The sequence below is a fragment of the Halorussus halobius genome, from assembly GCF_004765805.1.
GTDB classification, from domain to species: domain Archaea; phylum Halobacteriota; class Halobacteria; order Halobacteriales; family Haladaptataceae; genus Halorussus; species Halorussus halobius.
Genome location: NZ_SBIU01000004.1, coordinates 433,895 through 456,464 on the forward strand (window position 1 = coordinate 433,895; position 22,570 = coordinate 456,464).

Here is a 22,570-nt window from a genome sequence, read left to right on the forward strand (position 1 = left end):
CCGGCCGCGGAGTGGCGTCGTATCCGTGGACGGCCCCGCTGCCTTACTCGAACACCTTCTCGCGGGAGCGCGACCGCGAGCCGCCCGACCCGCCCGACCCGCCGACGAGCTTCGAGACGGCCAGATACGCGAGGTACAGCACCACGCCGGCCACGAGCAGCGAGACGACGGTGCTGACTATCCACGACACGACGCCGAAGATGATGGACACTATCTCGAGGACGGTCCACAGGACGACCAGTCCGAGCACCGCCCAGCCGCCGTATCGGAGCCACTTGTTCATATTCGGCTGGTAAGGTGTCCCGGGATAATAGTGTTTGCCCGCACGGGGTCGCGCCGCGTCGGCGTTCGCTTACTCCCCGAGGTGGTCGAGCACGCCCTCGGTGTCGGCCGGAACCGGCTCCGGTTCGGCACCCGCCGCGGCTGCGGCGTCGGGGTCTTTCAGCAGGTGCCCGGTCGTCAGGCAGACCACCTGTTCGTCGGCCGCGATCTCGCCCGACTCGCGGAGTTTCCGGAGCCCGGCGACCGACGCCGCGCTCGCGGGTTCGACGCCCACGCCGTCCCGGGCGAGCGCGCGCTGGGCGTCGGTTATCTCCGCGTCCGAGACGGCCACGGCGGTCCCGCCCGTCTCCCGGATGCCCGGGAGCGCCTTGGGCGCGTTGACCGGATTTCCGATGCGGATGGCGGTCGCGCGGGTCTCGACCTCCTCCCAGCGCCGAACCTCGTCCGCGCCGGTCTCGACCGCCTCGACCATCGGAGCCGCGCCCTCGGCCTGCACGCCGGTCAGCGCGGGCACGTCCTCGGGCGCGAGCGACCCGGCGGCGACGAGTTCGCGGAACGCCTTGTAGAGGGCGGCCGTGTTGCCCGCGTTGCCGACCGGCAGGACGATGCGGTCGGGCAGGTCGCCGGTCCCGTCGCGGAACTGTTCGAGGATTTCGAGGCCGATGGTCTTCTGGCCCTCAAGTCGGAACGGGTTCAGGGAGTTGAGCAGGTACGCCTCGCCGCGGTCGGCGAGCTCCGACACGACGTCGAGGCAGGCGTCGAAGTTGCCGTCGACCTCCAGGATGCGCGCGCCGTGGAGGCTGGCCTGCGCGACCTTCCCGGCGGCCACCTTGCCCGCCGGCAGGAGGACGAGGACCTGCGTGTCCGCGCGCGCGCCGTAGCACGCCAGCGCCGCGCTCGTGTTGCCCGTCGAGGCGCACGCGAGTCGGCCGACGCCCAGTTTCTCGGCGACCTTCACGCCGACCGTCATCCCGCGGTCCTTGAAGCTCCCCGTGGGGTTGGCTCCCTCGTGTTTGACCCGGAGGTCGGCGACGCCGGTCTCGGCCTCGATGGTCGGCACCTCGTAGAGGGGCGTGTCGCCCTCCGCGATGCTCACGCCCGACTCGACCGGGAGCGCGTCGGCGTAGCGCCAGACGCCCCGGTCGTCCGACGCCGCGAACTCCTCGAGCGTCGGCGGGTCGGCGTACCGGACCTCGAGCAGGCTCCCGCAGTCGTCGCAGGTGTACCGCACCGCCTCGAACGGGGGGAACGTCGCTCCACACTCGATGCAGGCCAGCCACGTCCCGTCGTCGGCCTCGGGCGGCGACTCGGCTCCGGCGTCCGCGAGCGTCAGCGTCATTGAGAGGTGGAAGGCGACCGACGGGCAAAAAGGGGCCGGTCGGCGCGGGGCTTGCCTGCGAGCGGTGATATCGAGAAGCGTAGTCGGAACCGAGGTGGCGTCCTCGGACAGCAGAATCACAATCGTATCCCCGAACGCTCTCGGCACGCTCGCCACCGTCGGAAGCGAGTTCCGACCAGCCCTCGTCGGTCACGTCGCCTGCGGGCCGGTTCCCGGCGCGGTCTTCCGGACACTCCGGGCCCCGTAGTCGGGCGCGAACTCAGTAGACGAGGCTCATGAAGTAGTCCCAGTCCCAGTTGGGGCCGGGGTCGGTGTGGTCGTTGTAGCCGCAGTCGGTCTCGGGCACCTGATGGTGGCCCATGATGCCGGCCTCGCCGTAGCAGTCGCCGACGCCGGAGATGCGGCTCTTCGGGACGTCGTACTGGTCGCAGAGCCACGAGGTGAGTTCGGCGGTGCTCTGGTACTGGGCGTCGGGGAAGCCGCTGCCCACGTAGCCGCCGAGCTCGATGCCGATTGTGTGGTCGGTGTACCACTGGGTGCCGCCGGCGTGCCAGCCGATGTTGATGTCGCTGAGGCTCTGGTACTTGTAGCCGTCGTCCCGGATGGTGTAGTGGGCGCTCACGTTGGCGTCGGGGTTCTGGAACCAACTGACGGTCCCCTCGGCCGAGCCCTGCGCGACGTGGATGACGACGCCGGCGATGTCCCCAGCGCCACGGTCCGCCGACGTGTAGTTACTGGAGTGGGCGGGCTCCCAGTCGACCGCGGGCTTGGCCGCCGCCGACCCGGTCGAGAGCGCGGTCGCACCGACGCCGACTGTACTCGCGGCACCGAGCTTCTTCAGCAGGTCGCGTCTGGATTCCATGGGCACAGTTTTATATTGATTGAGTAAATAAATAAAGTTTATTTCTAGAGAATTAAATTGGGTCGAATACCAGCGACTTCCGGCCTCGTCGTCTCCGGGAAAAATTACGGTTGGCCGCCGGCGTCAGTAGCACATGTTGTCACAGGCACAATTCACTGTGACGTCGCCGATGCTCATGCACTCGCCAGCCAGCGCGCCGGTAGTACCGACGAGCAGGAGCGCGGTCAGGAACGTGAGTATCAGTCCGATTCTGAGTGCTTGCTTCATAGCCAGATTACGTTCTATCCTCTGTTGCTATAAAATTAACTACTTTCTATCAGAAACGTACTCGCGCCGAGACGTCGTCGCGAGTCGTCAGGCGGTGGCCAGACGCTTCTCCTCGTCGGCCTCGTCGAGCGCCCGGGTGAGATGCGCGTCGAGTTCTGCGAGCGCGTCCCACGCGCGCTCGACGCGAGGTTCGGCGAGGTTCGTGAAAAAGGAGTGGACCATCCGGCCGTAGTGGACGTGTTCGACCGGGACGCCGGCGTCGTCGAGCCGGTCGGCGTACGCGACGCCCTCCTCCCGGAGCGGGTCGAACTCGGCGGTCAGCACGGTCGCCGGCGGGAGGTCGCTCAGGTCCCGCGCGCGGAGCGGCGAGGCGTACGGACTCATCCCGTCGACCTCGTTTTCGAGGTAGAGGTCCCACGACCACTCGAGGTCGGGTTCGGTGATGAAGTAACAGTCGTCGCCGCAGGGCTCGTCGGCGAACTCGTCGGAAAAGGCCGTGGTCGGGTAGACGAGCGCCTGATAGTCGATTTCCGGACCGCCCCGGTCGCGCGCGAGCAGCGAGACCGACGCCGCGAGGTTCCCGCCCGCGCTGTCGCCGCCGACGACGAGTCGGTCCGAGCCACCCAGCATCTCGGTCCGGGAGGCCGCCCACTCGACGGCGGCGTAGCAGTCGCGCAGTCCGGCCGGGAAGGGGTGTTCGGGCGCGAGTCGGTAGTCGGGCGCGACCACGACGCAGTCGAGTTCGTCGGCCAGCACCCGACAGACCGGGTCGTACGAGTCCACGTCGCCGAGGACGAACCCGCCGCCGTGCATCCAGACCAGCACCGGGAACGGGCCCTCGCCTCCGGGCGTGTACACCCGAACGGGGACGGTGCCGTCGTCCGGACCGGGGGCGGCGCTGTCGCGCACGTCCGCGAGCGACCCGAGTTCGGCGTCGACGGCCATGAAGTCCCGGTAACCGTCGCGCGCGGCTTCGAGCGGGAGCGTGTGAAGTGGCGGTACCTCGGAAACGACCGCTTCGATGTCAGGGTGTGCCTCCGACATATTTCATCGAATATCCACGTAGTATAAGTATTTAATTATATCTACGAAATCGTGGAATAGGAAGTCAGCCACTCTATCCCTTATTTTTTGGACATCGTATTAAGAAATACCTCGGTTGAAAACATTTCCCGTTCAGAAGTAGTTGAAAGCATGCCGATAAATGGTACCCCGACTGAAAACGGTCGCGGCGGTAGCTGCGGACCCTCACCGCGTGCGGGGTCGCTCGCGCGACTCGCCCACCGGCGGTCAGCGCCCCGGACGCGAGACGACGGGACTCGAACCCCTCACTCGTCGGCCGTGGCCTCGTTGTACATCTCCTCGATGGTCTTCTCGAGGTTCGGCGGCCCGCCGCCGGGCTGGCGGCCGAACGAGAACTCGCCCTTGCCGTCGAACGACTCGCCCTGCGTCCACGGCCGCGCGGGGTCCTCTATCTCCTCGCGGAACGTCGACATGAACTCGTAGTCGTGGTCCTGATTCTCCTCGTCCTGCGGGAAACTCGCGGGCACCGGCACCGTCTCGCCCAGTTCTTCGAGCGCGGCGTGCCACTGGTTCTGGTGCATGGTGTCGCGGGCGATGAGGTACGACAGCATCTCCTTCATCCCGGGGTCGTCGGTCATCTCGTAGAGCCGGGTCGCCAGCAGTCGCCCGGTCGACTCGGCCATCACGTTGGCGTACATGTCGGCCGCGAGGTTGCCGCTGGCGACCACGGAGTTCCCGCTGAACGGGACGCCGTTGGCGTCGACCGGCATCGCGTGGAGCCCGGCCGACAGCGCCTGTCTGGGCTGGCCGCTCTGCATCATCGCGTCCACGACCGCGTCGTTCCGGCGCGCCTCCTCGCGCATCTCCTCTGGCGCGTCCTGAAGGTTCTTCGAGACGGCGGTCGCCAGCATCTCGATGTGGCCCAGCTCCTCGGCCGCCGTCTCCATCAAGAGGGTGCGGAACTCCTGCTTGTCGGCGGGCACCGCGAACGCCTGGAACATGTACTGGAGCGCGACGCGCATCTCGCCCTCGGCTCCGCCGATGGCCTGCTGGAGCATCTTCGCGAACTGCGGGTCGGGCTCCTCGACTTCGACCTCGAACTGGAGTTCGTTGTCGTGATAGAACACTGTGTCTCCCCGGCCGAGATGCGGCGCGAAGGCGTATAACGAGTGTTGGCCGTCGCTATTCGTATTCGACTAGTCAAAAGGAATCCGAGACTACTGGCCGGCTCACGCCGCCCCGAGCAGGTCGATTGCGACGGGGCGGCGTCACGTCGCTGCCGTCGTCCTGATTCGCTCGACGTCGACGGACACGCCGAGGCCGTCGAAGTCGTCGTCAGCTCCGACGAGAAGAGTCGCGTCGGTCTCGGCAGCGAGTGCGACTGCGAATGCGTCACCGAGCGAGATACCACCGCCGGCTTTTATCCGCGCGGCGGTCTCCCACGAGTCGGTGGGCGAGACGAGTTCGATTCCGCCGTCGACGAAGTTCCGAACCTGCCGTCGTCCGAGGTCGAGGTCGTCGTCGGTCAGTCGCTCGTCGGCGTGTAACCACGCGGTCTTGTACGCGACCTCGGTCGCCGTGACCTCGCTCATCTCGGCTTCGAGCGTTCCATCGTACACCCGTTCCAGTACGTCCTGCACGCGGTCGGCTCCGGGTTCGTCGTGGAGGTACGCGACGAGCGGTTCGGCGTCGAAGACGAACGCGCTACTCATCGTCGCCGGTCGCCGCGAGCCGGTCGAGTTCGGCGTCCTCGCGCCGGCACTCTTCGCTTCGCAACTCGTGGAGTTTCTCCCAGACGTCTCCGGGTTCGGCGTCCTCGTCGGCGAGCGACCCCCGAAGGTCGGACGGATGGGGAACCGGCTCGACGACGATCTCGCCCGCGTCGGTTTCGCGGAAGCGGACGCGACCGGGCGCGTCGATGTCGAACTTCTCCCGAAGCGCCTTCGGGATGGTCGTCTGGCCCTTCTTGGAGACGCGGACGACTCGCCCGTCGGTAGCTTTACTCGCCATGTACTCTTACCATTAGCCTCCGTAAAACAAAAACGTTTGTACGACCTCGAAGCTCGCTCTTACGTCGCCCCGAGCAGGTACGCCAGCAGCGCCTTCTGGGCGTGGAGCCGGTTCTCGGCCTGCTCCCAGACGATGGCGCTGTCGCTCTCGAGCACGTCGCCGGTTATCTCCTCGCCGCGGTGGGCCGGCAGGCAGTGCATCACGGCCGCGTCCGGGGCCGCAGCCAGCAGGTCGCCGTTCACCTGAAACCCCTCGAAGTCCCCGAGCTTCTCCTCGCGCTCGGTCTCCTCGCCCATGCTGACCCAGACGTCGGTGTACACCACGTCCGCGCCCTCGACCGCCGCCTCGGGGTCGTGGACGACCTCGGGCGCGTCGCCCCGGTCGGCCGCGCGGGCCAGCACCTCGTCGTCGGGTCCGTAGCCCTCGGGCGTCGCCATCGTGAGGTCGAGGCCCGCCATCGCCGACCCGACCGCGAACGACTGGGCGACGTTGTTGCCGTCGCCCACCCACGCGACGCTGACGTCCTCGAAGCCATCGAAGGCCTCGTAGATGGTGAGCAGGTCCGCGAGCGTCTGGCACGGGTGGGCGTCGTCCGAGAGGCCGTTGACCACCGGGACGGTGGCGTGGTCGGCCATCGCTTCGAGCGCGCCGTGGTCGAACACGCGGGCCATCACGGCGTCGACGTACCGCGAGAGCACCCGTGCGGTGTCGGCGACGGGTTCGCCGTGGTCGAGGTGGGTCGCGTCCGGCCCGAGGAAGACGGCGTGGCCGCCGAGCTGGGTCATCCCGACCTCGAACGAGACCCGGGTCCGGGTGCTGGGCTTCTCGAAGAGCATGGCGAGGCTCCGGTCGGGCAGACTGACGTAGGACTCGCCTCGCTTCCGGGCGACCTTCATGTCCGCAGCGGTCGAGAGAACCGCCGCGAGGTCGTCGTCCGAGAGGTCGTCGACGTCGAGCAGCGAGTCGGGAGGTGATTCGTCGGTCGAGTTCGGCATGGTCTGGATGGCGCGTTCGGTCATTCTTCGAGGTCCTCGCAGACGCGTTTCAGGACCGCGATGGAGCGGTCGAACGCCGCGAGGTCGAGGCGTTCGTTCGGCGCGTGGTCCAACTCGGAGTCGCCGGGACCGTAGGTCGCCATCGGGCAGTCCCACGCCCCGGCGTAGAGGTTCATGTCGCTGGTGCCCGTCTTTCGGAGGAGTCGGGGGTCGCCCCCGACTCGTCGAATCCCGACCCGGAACGCTCGGCCGACCTCGGTTCGCGGGCTCTCCATCACGGGTGGAATCGGCTCGCGCCACTCGATTTCGCCCGACTCGACCGCGCCCTCGACCGTCTCGCGGATGTCGGCCGCCGACTCGCCGGGCGGAATCCGGAACTGGGCCTCGACGCCCGCCTCGACCGAGAGGCCGTCGGCAGCGGTGCCGCCCTCGAACGAGACGGGTTTGGCGGTGACCTGCTCGAAGACGGGCGTCTCGGCGTCGCTCCCGCCGACCTCGAACGCGTCGGCCACCCGCGACCACCACGCCATCGCGGTCTGAATCGCGTTGGGTTCGGGACGGGAGGTGTGGGCCGAGTCGGTCTCGACCGCGTACTCCCCGGCGAGGAACCCCCGGTAGCCCAGGGTCACGCCGTCCCAGCCGGAGGGTTCGCCGTTGACCACCGCGTCGGGGGCCTCGCGGTCCGCGACGAGGTGGCGCGCGCCCCGGGAGTCGGTCTCCTCGCCGACCACGCCGGCGAAGCTGACCCCGGTTGCGACCGCGGCCGCCGCCATCGCCGCGAGCGGCCCCGTGGCGTCGACGCTGCCCCGGCCCCACAGTTCCTCGATTCCGTCCTCGGACGCCTCGACCCGCACCGGAATCTCGCCCGGCACGGTGTCGATGTGCGAGGTCAGCAGGACCGAGTCGTCGGCGGGCGCGCGGACGTTGCCCACCTCGTCGAGCCAGACCTCGCGGCCCGCGTCCTCGAAGAAGGCCGCGAGGCGTTCCGCGGCCTCGCGTTCCTCGCCGGTGGGCGAGGGAATCGACACGAGGTCTTCGAGCAGGTCGCGGGCGTCCTCGTCGGGGGCCACTTCGGCGCTCACGCCGACACCTCCGCGAGCGCCGCGCCGAGCGCGTCGATTACCTCGTCGGCGTGGGACTGCTCGACGGTCAGCGGCGGGAGCAGGCGAACGACCGACCGTCCCGCCGGGAGCGCCAGAACGCCGTGGTTCATCGCCAGCCGCTTCAGGACGGCGTTCGCGCCGCGCCCGACCTCCACGCCGACCAGCAGGCCCTCGCCCCGGACCGTGCGAATCGGTAACTCGGGACCCCTCAGTTTCGACTGGAGATGCTCCCCGACTTCGGCCGCGTTCGCCGGCAGGTCCTCGTCGGCGAGTACCGACAGCGTGGCCTCGGCCGCCGCGCTGACGACCGGCCCGCCCGAGAACGTCGAGCCGTGCGGGCCCGCGTCCTCGGCGACCCAGTCCGCACAGAGGGTCGCCGCGACCGGGAGCCCGCCGCCCAGCCCCTTCGCCGACGTGAGCACGTCGGGGGTCACGCCGCGCTTCTCGCAGGCCCAGAGCGCGCCGGTCCGGCCGAGTCCGGTCTGTATCTCGTCGAATATCAGCGCCGCGCCGGTGTCGTCGGCGGCCTCGCGCGCCGCCTGCAAGTAGCCCTCGGGCGCGGGGTTGACGCCGCCCTCGCCCTGAATCGGTTCGAGCAGGACCGCGGCCGTCTCGTCGTCGACGGCCTCGGCGAGCGCCGCCTCGTCGCCGTACGGGACGAACTCGACGCCGCCCGCGAGCGGTTCGAAGGGCGTCCTGTACTTGGGCTTCCACGTCGCCGCGAGCGACCCCATCGTCCGGCCGTGGAAGCCGTCGCGGGCCGCGACTATCTTCGAGTCGCCGGTCGCGCTCCGGGCGAACTTGAGCGCGGCCTCGTTGGCCTCGGTGCCGGAGTTGCAGAGCCAGACGTCGTCGAGGTCGCCGGGCGCGACCGCCGCCAGCTTGTCGTAGAGGCCGTCGCGGGCCGCGTTGGGGTAGCTGGCCTGCACGAACGTCAGCCGCTCGACCTGCGATTGGACCGCCGAGACGACCTCGGGGTGGCAGTGGCCCACCGCCGCGACCCCGTAGCTCGCGCCGAAGTCGAGGTACTCGGTCCCGTCGCCGTCGTAGAGGTGGACGCCCTCGCCGCGCTCGATGCGGATCGGTTTCTCGGAGTAGACGAAGCCGCCGGTCACGTCACCACCTCCCGGTCGGTGGCCGGGGTCATCTGACCGCCCCCGGTTGGAAGGTGGTACCGTGGCCGGTCCGGGCGACCGTGATGGGGTCGCGGTTGTTCGCGTCCGCGACGGTGACCGAGGCCGCGCCGCCCTCCAGCGCCTCGACGGCCGCCATCACTTTCTTCGTCATGAACCCCTCGGCGGCGTCCTCGACGGCCGCCAAGTCCGCCGGCGTCTCGACCGATTCGACCAGCGTGTCGGGGTCGTCGGGGTCGGCCAGCACGCCGGGCACGTCGGTCAACACGACCAACTCGCCGCCCAGCGCGGCCGCGACGGCGGCGGCCGCGCGGTCGGCGTCGGCGTTGACCGGCGTGAACTCGGTCGTGCTCCCGTCGCCGTCCGCGCCGAGCATCGGCACCGTCACGACCGGGACGTAGTCGTCGGCCAGTAAGGTCTCCAGCAGGTCGGCGTTGACCGACTCGACTTTGCCGGAGTGGTCGCCCCGGCGAATCTTCTTCCGGCCGTCCTCGACGACCTTCACGGCGGACTTGCGCGGGCCGGTCAGCAGTTGCCCGTCCGCGCCCGACAGCCCCACGGCGTTCACGCCCTCGTTCTGGAGCGCGGCCACGAGGTCGGTGTTGAGTTTGCCGGGCAACACCATCTCGAACGCCTCCATCGCGGTCTCGTCGGTGAACCGGCCCACGACGCCGCCGGGCGTCTCGACGTACTCCGGTTCCTCGCCGAGGCGTTCGAGCGCGTCGTCGACCGCCGTCGACCCGCCGTGGACGACCACCACGTCTTCGCCGTTCGCGGTGAGGTGGGCCACGTCCGCGAGCGCGCCCGCCGGGTCGACGGCTCGCGCGCCGCCGATCTTGACCACGACGGGACGGTCGTCTTCGTCGTCACCGCCCGCGACGCCGCCGTCAGTCCGCAGGCCGTCGTCTCCGAGGTCGTTGTCTATCAACTGCTCGTGGGCCTCGCGCAGGTCGTCGTTCGCGTACTCGGTCATGGACTTCCCACCGGGTGGAGTCCCGAAAATTCGAGTCCGGCCGTCTCCTCGACGCCGAGCGCGAGGTTGGCGGCGTGGACCGCCTGCCCGGCCGTCCCCTTCACCAGATTGTCGATGGCGCTGAAGACGACCACGCGCTCGTTGCCGGGGTCGAGTTCGAAGCCGACTTCGGCCGTGTTCGTCCCCGCGACCGCTTTGGGTTCGGGGTAGCGATACACGCCCGACCCGCCCGACTGGAGCCGGACGAACGGTTCGTCGTCGTAGGCCTCGCGGAAGGCTCCCCAGAGGTCGCCCGTCGAGACGGCCGACTCCGGGAAGACGTGACAGGTCGCGGCCGCCCCGCGAACCATGTCCACGGCGTGAGCCGTGAAGGAGACCGAGGCTCCGAGCTCCTGTTGTATCTCGGCCTCGTGGCGGTGGCCGGTCGGGGCGTAGGGCCGCACCACGCCCGACCGCTCGGGGTGGCTGGAGGCCGCGCCGCCGCCCGCACCGCCCTCCGAGGAGCCGACCTTCACGTCGGCCACCACGTCCGAGTCGCCGTCCAGAATCCCCGCCTCGAACAGCGGGTACAGCCCCAGAATCGTCGCGGTGGCGTTACAGCCCCCGGCCGCGATCAGGTCCGCACCCGGCAGGTCCTCCCGGTGGAGTTCCGGCAGGGCGTACACCGCCTCGTCCAGATACTCGGGCGCGTCGTGGCCGTCGTACCACTCCTCGTACTGGGCCTCGGTGTCGAGTCGGAAGTCCGCGCTGAGGTCGACCACGAGGTCGGCGACCTCGTAGAACTCGTCGATTTGGCCCATCGAGACGCCGTGGGGCGTCGCGGCGAACAGCACGTCCACCGAGTCGAGGTCGCCCGGGTCCGAAAAGCGCAGGTCGGTCCCGCGCAGGTTGGGGTGGACCGAGCCGACCGACTTGCCGGCGTACTGCCGGCTGGTCGCCTCGGCGATATCGAAGTTGGGGTGGCCCGCGAGCAGGCGCAGGAGTTCCCCGCCCGCGAAGCCGGAGCCGCCGACCACGGTGGCCCCGAGGGTTTCGCCCGCGTCGTCGCGCGACCGGGCCTGGGCGGCCATCAGACCGCCACCTCCGGTTTCGCGTCGGCCTTCGTCTCCAGCCAGTCGACCACGGCGGCGGGCACGTCGACCTCGACCGCGTCGTTGAGCGCCTTGAACTCGACCGTGTGGTTGACCTCGTGGACGGTGTAGGAGTCGCCCGTCTCCATCAGGTCGACCCCGAGCAGGCCGCCGCCGACCGCGTCGCTGGCCTGCTTCACGAGTCGCTCGGCCTCGTCGTCGAGTTTGAACCCGTCGGTGTCCGCGCCCTTCGCGGCGTTGGTGAGCCAGTGGTCCGACGAGCGGGCCATCGCCGCGACGGGTTCGCCGTCGGTGGCGACCACGCGGATGTCGCGGCCGGGCTTGTCGACGAACTCCTGGACGTAGAACACCTTGTGCTCGTAGTGGCCCAGCGTGGCCTTGTGTTCCAGAATCGCCTCGGCGGCGCTCCGGGACTCTATCTTGGCCATCAGCCGACCCCACGACCCGATGACGGGCTTGAGGACGCAGGGGTAGCCGAACTTCTCGATGCTCTCGAGCGCCGACTCCGTGGTGAACGACACCTCGGTCGCGGGCGTGGGCACGCCGGCCCCCGCGAGCGCGAGGCTGTTTTGCACCTTGTCCGAGCAGGTCTCGGCGGTCTCGGGCGAGTTGACGACCGGAATCCCGTACGCCTCGCAAAAGCGCGTGGCGTACCGGCTCCGACTCGTGGCCAGACACCGGTCGACCACGAGGTCGAGGTCCGCGAACACCTCGGGGGCCTCGGTCAGTCCGAACCGGACGTCGCGCACGTCTATCTTCACCACGTCGTGGCCGCGCTCGCGCAGCTCCGAGAGGAGCAGCTTCTCGTCCTTCCGAATCCGGGAGTAGAGCAGTCCGAGCTGCAATCTACTCCCCCCAGTCCTCTTCGAGCTCCGGGGCTCGGTCGAGGACTGGCGGGTTCTGGTCGACGACTTCCAGCTCCGCACCGCAGGTCGTGCAGTCGACTATCTCTCCTACCTCTGCCGAATCGTGCAGGGCCACGTCCGCCCCGCACTCGACGCATTCTGTCATCGTACCCCTTCGTACCCCGCGTTACTACTTAAACCCATCGAACTTATCGTTTAATTTACATAGCTCGGAGTCGGCTCTAATCGCGTGACGGGCAGAATTCCGCATCAATCCGAACCGCGTCGTCGGCTCGGCTGGTATATAAGTGTGGTCCCGGACGGGACCGGCGGCGGCTCAGTCAAACTGACTCACCTCCGCGCGGCGTTTCTCGTCGGCGCTCGCCAGCGCGTCGCGCTCGGTCGCCAGTGCGTCGGCGTCGGCGGCGAGCGAGTCCTCGACCGCCGAGAGCCGCCCCGCCACCGCGTCGGGCGCGGGGCCGCCCGCCGAGTCCCGGGCCGCCACGCTGGCGGCGGGGTCGAGCGCGGCTTCGACCGCCTCGCGCTCGACGTACGCCGACAGCGAGTCGCCGAGGACCTCCTCGGCGGCCGCGTCGAGCGCGGCGTAGTCGTCGCCTTCCTCCGCGGCCTCGGCGACCAACTCGTGGGCCGTCCGGAAGGGAATCCCCTGCATCGCCAGCAGGTCGGCGACCCCGGTCGCGGTCGAGAACCCCTCGCCCGCCGCCTCGGCGAGCGCGGCCTCGTCCCACGTCGCGGTCGCGACCGCGCCGGCCGCGACCTCGACCGCCTCGGTCACGGCGTCGACGCTCTCCCACGCGTGGGGCGTCGCCGTCTGGAGGTCGCGGTTGTACGCCCGGGGCAGGCCCTTCAGCGTCGTGAGCAGGCCGTTCAGCCCGGCCGCCGCGTCGCCGGCGGTCGCCCGCACGAGTTCGAGCGTGTCGGGGTTCTTCTTCTGAGGCATGATGGAGGAGGTCGAGGAGTAGTCGTCCGACAGCTCGACGACCCCGTCCTTCGAGAACCCAACGAGGTCCTCGGCGAGCCCCGAGACGGTCGTCGCGAGGTTCGCGAGCGCCGCGACGACCTCCACGAGGAAGTCGCGAGTCGAGACCGCGTCCATCGAGTTCGAGACGACGCCGTCGAATCCGAGCAGTTCGGCGGTGCGCTCGCGGTCCACGTCGAACGGCGTGCCCGCGAACGCGGCCGCGCCGAGCGGCGACCGGTTGACCCGGGCGTAGGCGTCGAACAGCCGGGCGGTGTCGCGCGCGACCGCCTGCTCGTACGACAGCAGGTAGTGGGCGACGGTCGTGGGCTGGGCGGGCTGGAGGTGGGTGTAGCCGGGCATCACGGTGTCGACGTGGTCCTCGGCGACCTCGGCCAGCGCCTCGCGGAGCGCGACGGTCGCCTCGACGGCGGCCAGTACGTCCTCGCGCAGGCGATACCGGATGCAGGTCGCCACCTCGTCGTTGCGCGACCGCGCGGTGTGCATCTTCCCGCCCACGTCGCCCGCCCGCGAGACGACCGCCGTCTCGATGGCGGCGTGGACGTCCTCGCCCTCGGGCAGGGCGTCGAAGCCCGCGCTCTCCACGTCGTCGAGCGCCGAGAGAATCGCGGCGGCCTCGTCGTCGCCGACGATGCCCTGCTCGGCGAGCATCACGACGTGCGCGCGGTCGACCGCGAGGTCGGCCGCGAAGATGCGCTCGTCGGCCGCGAGGCTGGAGAGGAACCCGCGAGCGGGGCCGCCGCTGAAGCGGTCGCGGCGCACCACGTCGCCCTCGGATTCGCTCCCCTCCGTCATCTCACTCGCCCTCGCTCGTCGAGGCGTCTTGGGCCTCGCTCTCGCCGCTGCCGTCGGCCAGCAGTTCCTCCTTCTTGGCCTCGGCGTCGGCCGCGACCGCGTTGGCCAGCCGCGACTGGAAGCCGTGGTACTTGGCGACGCCCGTCGCGTCCTCCTGGGCGATGCCGTCGACCGACTCCGTGTTGAACGAGGCCGCCGACTCCGAGTACACCGCGTAGTCGCTCTCGCGGGCGACCGGGCGGGCCTGCCCGCCCTCGAACTTGATGGTCACGGTGCCCGTGACCTTCTGCTGGGTGGCCTCGACGAACCCGTCGAGTGCGTCCACGAGCGGTGCCGACAGCAGACCCTCGTAAGCCTTCTCGGCCCACTGGGCGTCGACCTGCTTCTTGAACGCGCGCTCCTCCTCGGTCAGGACGAGTCCTTCGAGCGCCTCGTGGGCGTTCAGGAGGGTGGTCGCGCCGGGGTGCTCGTAGTTCTCGCGGACTTTCAGGCCGAGCATGCGGTCTTCCATCATGTCCGAGCGCCCGACCCCGTAGCTGCCCGCGAGGTCGTTGAGGTACTCGATGAGCTGGACCGCGGGCAGCTCCTCGCCGTCGAGCGCGACGGGGTAGCCGTCCTCGAAGGCGATATCGACGGTCTCGAACGCGCCGTCCGCGGGCGCGTTCTCGCCCGGCGCGTCGGTCCACTCGTAGATGTCCTCGGGCGGGACGTAGCCGGGGTCTTCGAGGTCGGCACCCTCGACCGACCGGCTCCAGAGGTTGGTGTCGATGGACCAGTCGCCCTCGTTGCCGCCCTCGACCGGGAGGTCCTTCTCGGCGGCGTACTCCATCTCCCACTCGCGGGTCAGCCCGAGTTCGCGGACGGGCGCGATTACGTCGAGGTCCGAGTCGCGCCACACCGCCTCGAACCGGAGCTGGTCGTTGCCCTTGCCGGTGCAGCCGTGTGCGATGGCGTCACAGCCCTGCTCTTGGGCCACGTCGAGGATGGCCTCGGCGATGACCGGACGCGCCAGGGCCGTACCCAGCGGATAGCCCTGGTACGTGGCGTTGGCCTTGACCGCGTCGAGGCACTGCTCGGCGAACTCGCTTTTGGCGTCGATTACGTAGTGGTCGAGGTCGAGCGCGTCGGCGGTCTCCTCGGCCTCGTCGAACTCCTCGGCGGGCTGGCCGACGTCGACGGTGACGCCGATGACCTCGTCGTAGCCGTACTCCTCTTCGAGCAGCGGGACGCAGACCGTGGTGTCGAGCCCGCCCGAGAAGGCGAGCGCGACGGTGGATTGTGTCGTCATTGTGGTGTCGTGATTTCGGGTGTCGTGGTTTCGCAGCGGTTCGGAAGCGATACGGGTCGCGTCGAGCGGGACGCGACCGGCCGAGTCGGAGTGAGGATAAGATGGGGTCTACAGGGACCCCGGTCGTCGTCGCGGGGCGAGAACGAGGGTGGACGCGCGGCTCCCGACGAGCGCGGGCACTCCGGAACCGCGAGACCGTGTCATCACCAGTAGCTTCTGGCCCCGAGGATTTAAACTCTTTCGGCGAGGCAAGGTTTGCAACCCACGGTATGATACCTAATACCGTTTTAACTCCATTATTCATCGCCGTCCCGGAGGTGTGACTTCGAAGCGTCGGGGCTCGCGGCCACGCGTCGCCCGGACCGTCATCCTCTTGGTTCGTGGCCGCCGACGGGTCGAGCGTGTACAGCCTCAACGTCCCCGTTCCGGGCGAGGTCAGTCGCCTCGCCGAGGAGCTTCGGCCCGCCCTGCTGGCGTTCGAGCGCATCCGGGAGCGCCACTCGCTGGTCTGCAAGCGACTGGGCGACGACGGGACGGGCGGACGCGGCCGGAGCGACGCGAACTGGGGGACCTCGCGAGACGAGCGCCGCAGGGACGTTCCGCGCCTGCGCGAGCGCGTCCGCGAGGCGCTGGCCGGCGCGCCGGCGTTCGAGGCCCGCGTCGCCGGCATCGACTACTTCCCGAACCCGCCGCTGGGCGAGGGGCCGGTCGCGTACCTCGCGGTCGAGAGCCCCGGACTCCGGCGAGTCCACCGGCGACTGCTCCCCGAGTTCTCGGCGGTCGAGGCGTTCGAGGGCGACGACTACGTGCCCCACGTCACGCTGGCCCGGGGCGGAGACGTCGCGGACGCGCGCCGGCTCGCCGACCGCGAGGTCGAGCCGGTGACGTGGACCGTCGACAGGCTGGACGTCTGGGACGCGAAGTACGAGGAGTCGGTCGCGACGTTCCCGCTGCCGGCGTAGCGTCCACGGTCGGCCGCCCTCGCATCGGGGTCGACCCGGTTCGTACGCTCGGCGGCGTCGAGAGCGGCGACTGGAGCTGGGTCCGTGACCTCGAACGGTTTCGGCCCGCTCTCCGACCACGCTGAAACCGCAATTAACGCCTCGAACACCCTCGACGCGCTCGCCGCCGCCAGACAACCCGCGTCTGGCGAGCCTGCGCGCGCTTCGCCGTCGTCCGATCGCGTCGCGCTCGTGATGACGAAACTCTTCGATGTTCGAACCATGCGGGCTGTGACTTCCGCGGTCACACTCGCGTTACTCGCGTGACCGCGCCTCGGCCGTTCAGTCCACCAGGGCCAACCGCACTGCTCCGCAACCGCACCGCAACCGCACCGCATCCGCACCGCAACCGCTCCGCATCCGCACAGCGGGAGCCTCACGCCGCCCCAGCCTCGGGGCACACGAACGCGCCCCGCCGCCGTCAGAGACGAGCGCTGACGAGCCCTCGTTCACATCCGCTCACCAGGACCTCGCGCGCTTGGGCGCGACACGAGGTCGCGCCGTGGGAGACACGCTCCCACCAGCCTTGTCTCGCTCCGCTCGACGAGACGCCAGCGCGCGCCGACCGTGAAATGGCGAGTCGACGCGCGCCGACGATGGAAAAGCGAATCGACGTGCCGCCGTCGCGTCCCGCGGCCGAGTTCGCATCGCGTCACGAAACGCCGCCCGCGCGAACGACGCTCGGACGGCTCGTCGGACACCGGAAGCCGTTTGGTCCGCGGACCCGGACACCGGAGCATGGACGGACGCCTTCGAGACGGCGAGGTCGTCGTCGGCGGCGACGCCCGCCAGCGGTTCTACGACTCCAGCGGCTACGGTCGCCCGCTCGGCGGCCAGGAGGTCGCCCTGTCGCGCGTCGAGGCCGCCTACCTGCTGTTCAAGGGTGACCTGGACGCCGTCGATGGCGAGGGCTTCCGCGAGTTCCTCGCCGGGACGGGCGGGGCGGTCACCGCCCGGTTCCTGGTGTACGCCGACCTGCGCGACCGGGGCTTTTACCTCTCGCCCGACCGCGAGGACTGGGTGGCGTCGCCGCGCTCGGACACCGACTTCGTCGTCTACCCGCGCGGGAAGGGGCCGTGGGACGACGCGGTGCTGTACCGGGTCCGGGTCGCGGGCGAGCGCGCGGACGTACCCGCCGCCGACCTCGGCGACGCGGTGCTGGCGGTCGTCGACGAGGAGAGCGAGATCACCTACCTCGAAACCGACCGCCCCGACCTCCGGGGCTCGTCGGGCGTCGACCTCCCGGAAGGCGTCCCCGCCGACCTGCTCGGGGACCGGGTGGTGGCGTGGGAGCCGCCCGAGCGCCTCCACGAGCGGGGGTTCTACGGGCAACCGCTCCGGGACCGCGAGCCCGACCGGCCGGGCGCGCTCCAGTTGTCGCTGGTCGAGGCGGCGTCCCTGGCCGACGAGGGCGCGCTCGCGCTCGATTCCGGTGCGGAGTCGGTTCGCGAGCGCGGTCGGGCGGTCGAGGGCGAGCGATTCGACCGCCGGCTCCGGGTCTACCGGGCGCTCCGCGAGCGCGGGGTGGTTCCCAAGACGGGGTTCAAGTTCGGCGCGGACTTCCGGACCTACGCCGCGGTGGAGTCGGTCGACGAGTTGGGACACTCGGAGTGTCTCGTGCGAGTGCTTCCGGCCGACCACGCGTTCGCGCCCCGCGACCTCGCGCTCGACGTGCGACTGGCCCACGGCGTCCGCAAGCGCATGGTGTTCGCGCTGGTCGACGGCGACGGCGTGACGTGGGTGTCGGTCGGGCGCTTGACCCCCTGACGTGGCGCGTCGGGACGCCGCCACCGCCGAAGCGACCCCTTTTTGTGCCGACGACCCCCTACGGTGGAGTAGATTGGCTCGCCGCCAGTCGATTTCGCCATGACAGGTGACGAACGCCCGCGCGAGACCGAGGCATCGTCCGACGACCAGCGCCCCGCGTCGGGCGAGGACTGGCGCGAGCCCGCGGGCCGTCGGGCAGTAGCCGACGGCGGGACCGAGGCGGCCGGCGACGACGGCGCGACCCTCGACCCGTGGGGGTCGGCGACCGTCGCCGACTACCGGAAGCTGTTCGAGGAGTTCGGCATCGAGGAGTTCGACGAACTGCTGGACGAGGTGCCCGACCCCCACTACCTGATGCGGCGCGGGGTCATCTTCGGCCACCGGGACTACCGCCGGGTCGCCGAGGCGATGGTCAACGACGAGCCGTTCGCCGCGCTCTCGGGGTTCATGCCGACCGGCGACCCCCACATCGGTCACAAGCTGGTGTTCGACGAGCTCATCTGGCACCAGCGCCAGGGCGGGGACGCCTACGCGCTCATCGCCGACCTCGAAGCCAACAGCGCGCGCGGGATGTCGTGGGACGAAATCGACGAGCACGCCCGCGACTACCTGCTCAGCCTGCTCGCGCTCGGGTTCGACCCCGAGGAGGGCACGCTCTACCGGCAGTCGGGCGACCGCGACGTCCAGGACCTCGCGTTCGAGCTGGGCGCGTCGGCCAACTTCTCGGAGCTGGAGAACATCTACGGCTTCTCCGGGGAGACCAGCGTCTCGCACATGCAGAGCGTGGTGACTCAGATGGCCGACATCCTCTACCCCCAACTCGACGAGCCCAAGCCCACGGTCATCCCGGTCGGCCCCGACCAGGACCCCCACGTCAGGCTGGCGCGGGATTTGGCGGCCCGGACGCGCTACTTCGGCGTGACGAAGGCGTACGCGAGCTTCGAGGCCGACGCCGGCGAGCGCGAACTGCTCGCGGCGGCCCACGCCGCGCTCGCCGACGAGGCCGCCGAGCGCGACGAAGGCGGGGGCGGCGAGCCGGTCCGGTGCGAGGACGCCGCCGACTGGCTCGAAGCCGAGATGACCGCCGACGAGGTGCGCGCGACCATCGTCGCCAAGCTCCGCGAGGCCGGCAAGGAGCCGCTCCGGCCCCGCGTGCGATTCCTCGACCGGAACGCGACCGACGAGGCGTTCGAGGCGCTCATCGACGCGGTCGCGGGCGAGAAACGGGTGTTCGACGAACACGTCGACGCGTTCGACCTCTCGCGGGACGAGGCCGAGGCGTTGGCGCGCGAGGTCGAACTCGACCACGGCGGCTACGGCTTCGTCGCGCCCTCGTCGATTTACCACCGATTCATGACGGGACTGACCGGCGGGAAGATGTCCTCGTCGGTGCCCGCGAGCCACATCAGCCTGCTCGACGACCCGGAGGACGGCTACGACAAGGTGAAAGCGGCGACTACCGGCGGCCGGGAGACCGCCGAGAAACAGCGCGAACTGGGCGGGCGGGCCGACGAGTGCCCCGTCTACGAGCTGTACGCCTACCTGCTCGCGGGCGACGACGACGAGTTCGCCAAGCGCGTGTACGACGAGTGCGTCGGGGGCGAGCGCCTGTGTGGGGACTGCAAGGAGCAGGCCGCCGAGCTGATGCGGGAGTTCCTCGAAGACCACCAGCGGAAGCGCGAGGAGGTCGAGGAACTGCTGGAGCGGGCGGACATCGAACTCGATAGCGACCGAGCGCGGCGCTGAAGGCCCGCTCGGTCGGGCCGCGGGACTACCGGGGCGGCGCGCCGCCTCGACCGCCCCACCACTGGCCGACCATCGCGCCGACGCCGACGAAGAGGACGACGAACGCGAGCACGAAGTTGACCACCGGGACGTTGGCGACCAGCGCACCGACCACGAGCGCGAGCCAGAGGTTCGGCTCGTCGCGGCCGAACCGCCGGAGCAGCGACGCCCCGAGCGCTATCGTCCCGACGGTGGACCCGACGTACGCGAACAGCGTACCGCCCAACAGCGGGAGGACGGCCACGAGCACGACGGGTTGGGGGAACCCGACCTCGACGAGGACGAGCAGGACGACCAGCAACAGGACGAACCCGACGAACCCGCCGACGACCGCGCCGACGCCGAGCAGGCCGGCCCGACCGGGGCCGTCGCGTATCCGGTTCTCGACGGCCCGGACGTACGACCCCGAGAGGACGAACTCCGAGACGCCCAGCACGACGACGCCCACGGCGACCGAGAAGACGACGTAGACGGCGTAGAACAGGAGTGCGAGCACGGCCAATCCGGCGAGTCCGACGTCGACGCTCGGCAGTTCGGAGGCGGGGTGTGCGGCGGCGGTCGCGGGGACGAGCGCCAGGGCGGGGAGCCACGCCGCGAGGGAGTTGCGGGGGACCATAGTCGACGTTCTCCCAGTGAAGTCAAAAGGATAACGTCAAGAGGCACGGGCGAAGGCGACGCCGTAGGCCAGCGGAACGACCCCGGCCGCGAGCCCGACGAGGACCGAGACGACGCTGACGAGCGCGCCGAACGGACCGAGCGCGAGCGCGTTGACGCCGACGACGAGCGCCACGACGCCCACCGTGACCCCGACGAGCCGGGCCCACCGACGCTGGTGGACGAGGACGCCGGCGACGACGCCGGTGGCGACCACGAGCGAGCTCGTGGGGCCCCGGACGAACCGGGAGACCGACCCGCTCTCGAACAGGGCGGTGCCGACGAGCGCGACCGGGACGGCGAGCGCAGCCACGGCTATCGCCCGACGGACGGTGAGGACGCGGTCGGCCGAGGGGTCCCGGTATCGGTAGGCAAGCAGTCCGAGCGCGACCGCGACGTATCCCCGCCCGACTGGCGTGAGGAGGTAGCCGGCGAACCCGCCGAGGAGCGTGGTCGCGACCGCCGCACCGCTCTCGGGAGCCACGGCGTAGTAGGCGTCCCCGCGGCGGTAGACGCCACGGTCGACCGAGTCGGCCGTGACCGACCCGGACTCGACGGCGGTCTTCACGTCCGGGGGAGCCGTCCCGTACGGTTCCGCGACGTCGTCGAGGACCGCCGCGGCGTCGGTCCGAGCCATCTCGATCCGGAGGAACGTCGTCTCGGCGTCGGCGGTGCGGTTCCAGCGGTAGTACGACCCCTCGTAGACGACGTAGGCCGCCTCCACGTCGTCGAGCGCGACGTCGAGGTCGGGCGTGACGTTCCCCTCGAAGGTGCCGTCGCTCGCGGCGCGTCGGACCGGCCGGCGGTCCTCGGCCGGGACTCCGTCGAGGCGGCGGTCGAGGGCGACCACGTCCGAGTCGGCCGCCGCGACCCGGGCGGGGTCCTCGCCGGACCCGACCTGCGTCGCGTCGTAGGTTATCTCCGTGCCGGCCAGCGCGGCGTGGAACGCGAAGCTACACGCCACGCCGACTACGAGCAGTCCGACGAGCGCGAGCGTGCGGCGGGTGGGCACCGAGCGTTGCATCGACTCGGCGAGACGTTCGCAGTCGGTCCACCTAAAGCCCGGCCAAGGCGACCGCCTGCCCGCCGTCGAGCCGACCCGGAAAGAGTTAACCGAGCGGGACGAAACCTCTCGGACATGGCCGCTGCACTCGCAGATAGACTCGAACCGCTCGGCGTCGGCTTCGGCGTCCTACTCGTCCTCGTCGGCGTCGCGACCGTGATCGGCACCCCGTGGAGCTACAAGTCGGCCGGAACCGCGCTCGCGGTCGGCCAGGCGTTCGGCGCGATAGCCGCCGTCGCCATCGGTGCGGGGCTGGCGTGGCTCGTCCGGCAATAAGCCGAGCGGAGGACCCGCAAGAACCGGACGCGAAAAGGGACCCCACGTCGGGGTGACTACTTGTTCGGCAGGAACGCCAGTCCGACCAGCAGGATTAGCGTGAGGCCGCTCAGGATGGCGACGCCCCACAGGCCCGCGATACGCTCGTCGAACCGGTCGATTTCCTCGACCTGCTCGTCGTAGCCCTCCAGGTCGGTCGAGAGCTGGACCACGCCCTCCTCGGGGAAGTGCGCAACGAACGCCTCCTCGCCGTTCGGTCCGAGCGTGACGTTTCCTCCCTCGGCCAGCGACGTCTCCTCGGTCGCGGGCGCGACGTACTGGAGCTGTGCCGCGTCGGCGGTGACGTTGGTCACGGTGGTCTCGTTGCCCTGATAGTCGAAGGTGTCGTTCTCGGCGTACGTCCGCGTGTCGGGCTCGCCGAACCGCTGGCGCTCGTACTCGCTTCTCGGGACCAGCGTGCGGTTGCCGTCGCTCTCGTTGCGGACGATGTACTCGGTGCCGTCCTGCGTGACGTTCGTCACGTTCTCGCCCAGATCGAACTCCTCGCGCAGCGTGAACTCGTCGGGGTCCGACGTGTTCGCGATGAGGACTCGATAGGTCTCGTCGTCGAGGTCGACCGTCGTGTCGTTGTCCAGCGTCGCGGTGTACACCGACGACTCGTTGACCCGGGTCAGGGTCCCCTCGCCGTCCCCGACCGACGCGACCGTGTACTCGTATCCGGCGACTGGCAGGCTCTCGTTCTCGGTGTACGTCTCCCCATCGAGGTCGATGGTGGGACTGTCCGCCACGCCGACGAGCGAGTAGGCTCCTGCGGCGATGACGAGAAAGAGGACGGCGTACACCGTCGCGGCTCGTCGTTGCATATCCGAAACGTTGGACGCGCACCGTTTAACGATTACCTTTCGCCGGAGAGTTTCCGATGCGCGCGCGACGCCCGCGACCACGTCTCGAACGGCGCGAAGCGGTCGTCGATTCGTTCGGGTCGCGGAAGTGTGCTTTTTGAGGCGGGCGAGCGAGA

General features: G+C 69.9%; 25 protein-coding genes. 5 read left to right on the forward strand and 20 right to left on the reverse strand.

The genetic code is table 11. The features are described from left to right. Positions 1 to 43: 43 nt before the first annotated feature. The 17 genes from EPL03_RS13940 to EPL03_RS14015 form a co-directional block, all read right to left on the reverse strand. Entirely contained in the window at positions 44 to 283 is a 240-nt protein-coding gene (locus EPL03_RS13940; RefSeq protein ID WP_135829941.1) for a hypothetical protein, read from the reverse strand. A 69-nt stretch (positions 284 to 352) separates the two neighbouring features. Then, positions 353 to 1,621 (reverse strand): threonine synthase, encoded by a 1,269-nt coding sequence (gene thrC, locus EPL03_RS13945; RefSeq protein WP_135829942.1) that lies wholly within the window; start codon positions 1,619 to 1,621, stop codon positions 353 to 355. A gap of 259 nt (positions 1,622 to 1,880) precedes the next feature. Continuing rightward, positions 1,881 to 2,483, reverse strand: coding sequence for an N-acetylmuramoyl-L-alanine amidase (locus EPL03_RS13950; protein WP_135829943.1), 603 nt, complete (start codon positions 2,481 to 2,483; stop codon positions 1,881 to 1,883). A gap of 123 nt (positions 2,484 to 2,606) precedes the next feature. Continuing rightward, entirely contained in the window at positions 2,607 to 2,750 is a 144-nt protein-coding gene (locus EPL03_RS20100; RefSeq protein ID WP_168216270.1) for a hypothetical protein, read from the reverse strand. Between the two features lie 87 nt (positions 2,751 to 2,837). Beyond that, complete coding sequence (locus EPL03_RS13955; RefSeq protein WP_135829944.1) at positions 2,838 to 3,794, reverse strand: alpha/beta hydrolase; 957 nt, start codon at positions 3,792 to 3,794, stop codon at positions 2,838 to 2,840. Positions 3,795 to 4,078: 284 nt separating this feature from the next. Next, a complete protein-coding gene (locus tag EPL03_RS13960; RefSeq protein WP_135829945.1) occupies positions 4,079 to 4,900 on the reverse strand; it encodes a manganese catalase family protein in 822 nt (273 codons plus the stop codon). Positions 4,901 to 5,041: 141 nt separating this feature from the next. Next, complete coding sequence (locus EPL03_RS13965; RefSeq protein ID WP_135829946.1) at positions 5,042 to 5,485, reverse strand: PIN domain-containing protein; 444 nt, start codon at positions 5,483 to 5,485, stop codon at positions 5,042 to 5,044. Further along, entirely contained in the window at positions 5,478 to 5,783 is a 306-nt protein-coding gene (locus EPL03_RS13970; protein WP_135829947.1) for an AbrB/MazE/SpoVT family DNA-binding domain-containing protein, read from the reverse strand. The genes EPL03_RS13965 and EPL03_RS13970 overlap by 8 nt, the downstream gene beginning before the upstream one ends. A gap of 59 nt (positions 5,784 to 5,842) precedes the next feature. Continuing rightward, complete coding sequence (argF, locus tag EPL03_RS13975) at positions 5,843 to 6,802, reverse strand: ornithine carbamoyltransferase (protein ID WP_394346945.1); 960 nt, start codon at positions 6,800 to 6,802, stop codon at positions 5,843 to 5,845. After that, a complete protein-coding gene (locus tag EPL03_RS13980) occupies positions 6,799 to 7,860 on the reverse strand; it encodes a [LysW]-lysine hydrolase (RefSeq protein ID WP_135829948.1) in 1,062 nt (353 codons plus the stop codon). The genes argF and EPL03_RS13980 overlap by 4 nt, the downstream gene beginning before the upstream one ends. Next, positions 7,857 to 8,996 (reverse strand): aspartate aminotransferase family protein, encoded by a 1,140-nt coding sequence (locus EPL03_RS13985; RefSeq protein ID WP_135829949.1) that lies wholly within the window; start codon positions 8,994 to 8,996, stop codon positions 7,857 to 7,859. The genes EPL03_RS13980 and EPL03_RS13985 overlap by 4 nt, the downstream gene beginning before the upstream one ends. Before the next feature lie 28 nt (positions 8,997 to 9,024). Next, positions 9,025 to 9,987 carry an acetylglutamate/acetylaminoadipate kinase gene (locus EPL03_RS13990; protein ID WP_135829950.1) on the reverse strand — a complete coding sequence of 321 codons (963 nt, stop codon included), beginning with the start codon at positions 9,985 to 9,987 and terminating at the stop codon, positions 9,025 to 9,027. Continuing rightward, a complete protein-coding gene (gene argC, locus EPL03_RS13995) occupies positions 9,984 to 11,057 on the reverse strand; it encodes an N-acetyl-gamma-glutamyl-phosphate reductase (RefSeq protein ID WP_135829951.1) in 1,074 nt (357 codons plus the stop codon). The genes EPL03_RS13990 and argC overlap by 4 nt, the downstream gene beginning before the upstream one ends. Continuing rightward, the gene (lysX, locus tag EPL03_RS14000) at positions 11,057 to 11,923 is read right to left on the reverse strand and encodes a lysine biosynthesis protein LysX (protein ID WP_135829952.1); all 867 of its coding nucleotides are present in this window, start codon (positions 11,921 to 11,923) and stop codon (positions 11,057 to 11,059) included. The genes argC and lysX overlap by 1 nt, the downstream gene beginning before the upstream one ends. Position 11,924: 1 nt before the next feature. Further along, a complete protein-coding gene (gene lysW / locus EPL03_RS14005) occupies positions 11,925 to 12,089 on the reverse strand; it encodes a lysine biosynthesis protein LysW (RefSeq protein WP_135829953.1) in 165 nt (54 codons plus the stop codon). A gap of 171 nt (positions 12,090 to 12,260) precedes the next feature. After that, a complete protein-coding gene (gene argH / locus EPL03_RS14010; RefSeq protein ID WP_135829954.1) occupies positions 12,261 to 13,718 on the reverse strand; it encodes an argininosuccinate lyase in 1,458 nt (485 codons plus the stop codon). A gap of 1 nt (position 13,719) precedes the next feature. Continuing rightward, complete coding sequence (locus EPL03_RS14015) at positions 13,720 to 15,006, reverse strand: argininosuccinate synthase (RefSeq protein WP_135829955.1); 1,287 nt, start codon at positions 15,004 to 15,006, stop codon at positions 13,720 to 13,722. Between the two features lie 401 nt (positions 15,007 to 15,407). Here EPL03_RS14015 and EPL03_RS14020 point away from each other — a divergent pair, with 401 nt between their 5' ends. From EPL03_RS14020 to EPL03_RS14035, 4 genes are all read left to right on the forward strand, one after another. Beyond that, complete coding sequence (locus EPL03_RS14020) at positions 15,408 to 15,968, forward strand: 2'-5' RNA ligase family protein (RefSeq protein WP_135829956.1); 561 nt, start codon at positions 15,408 to 15,410, stop codon at positions 15,966 to 15,968. A gap of 84 nt (positions 15,969 to 16,052) precedes the next feature. Further along, positions 16,053 to 16,274, forward strand: coding sequence for a hypothetical protein (locus EPL03_RS14025; protein WP_135829957.1), 222 nt, complete (start codon positions 16,053 to 16,055; stop codon positions 16,272 to 16,274). Between the two features lie 471 nt (positions 16,275 to 16,745). Then, on the forward strand, positions 16,746 to 17,774 hold the full coding sequence (endA, locus tag EPL03_RS14030; RefSeq protein ID WP_135829958.1) for a tRNA-intron lyase: 1,029 nt from the start codon (positions 16,746 to 16,748) through the stop codon (positions 17,772 to 17,774). A 99-nt stretch (positions 17,775 to 17,873) separates the two neighbouring features. Further along, on the forward strand, positions 17,874 to 19,520 hold the full coding sequence (locus EPL03_RS14035) for a tryptophan--tRNA ligase (RefSeq protein ID WP_135829959.1): 1,647 nt from the start codon (positions 17,874 to 17,876) through the stop codon (positions 19,518 to 19,520). Between the two features lie 25 nt (positions 19,521 to 19,545). On the opposite strand, the gene EPL03_RS14040 is transcribed toward EPL03_RS14035, so the two are convergent. Together EPL03_RS14040 and EPL03_RS14045 are read right to left on the reverse strand one after the other, a co-directional pair. Further along, complete coding sequence (locus EPL03_RS14040) at positions 19,546 to 20,175, reverse strand: hypothetical protein (protein ID WP_135829960.1); 630 nt, start codon at positions 20,173 to 20,175, stop codon at positions 19,546 to 19,548. Between the two features lie 36 nt (positions 20,176 to 20,211). Then, positions 20,212 to 21,237 carry a hypothetical protein gene (locus EPL03_RS14045; protein WP_135829961.1) on the reverse strand — a complete coding sequence of 342 codons (1,026 nt, stop codon included), beginning with the start codon at positions 21,235 to 21,237 and terminating at the stop codon, positions 20,212 to 20,214. 114 nt (positions 21,238 to 21,351) lie between these two features. Here EPL03_RS14045 and EPL03_RS14050 point away from each other — a divergent pair, with 114 nt between their 5' ends. Then, the gene (locus EPL03_RS14050; RefSeq protein WP_135829962.1) at positions 21,352 to 21,552 is read left to right on the forward strand and encodes a hypothetical protein; all 201 of its coding nucleotides are present in this window, start codon (positions 21,352 to 21,354) and stop codon (positions 21,550 to 21,552) included. A gap of 56 nt (positions 21,553 to 21,608) precedes the next feature. Here EPL03_RS14050 and EPL03_RS14055 read toward each other — a convergent pair whose 3' ends face one another. Continuing rightward, positions 21,609 to 22,415 (reverse strand): hypothetical protein, encoded by an 807-nt coding sequence (locus tag EPL03_RS14055; protein WP_135829963.1) that lies wholly within the window; start codon positions 22,413 to 22,415, stop codon positions 21,609 to 21,611. Between the last annotated feature and the right edge of the window lie 155 nt (positions 22,416 to 22,570).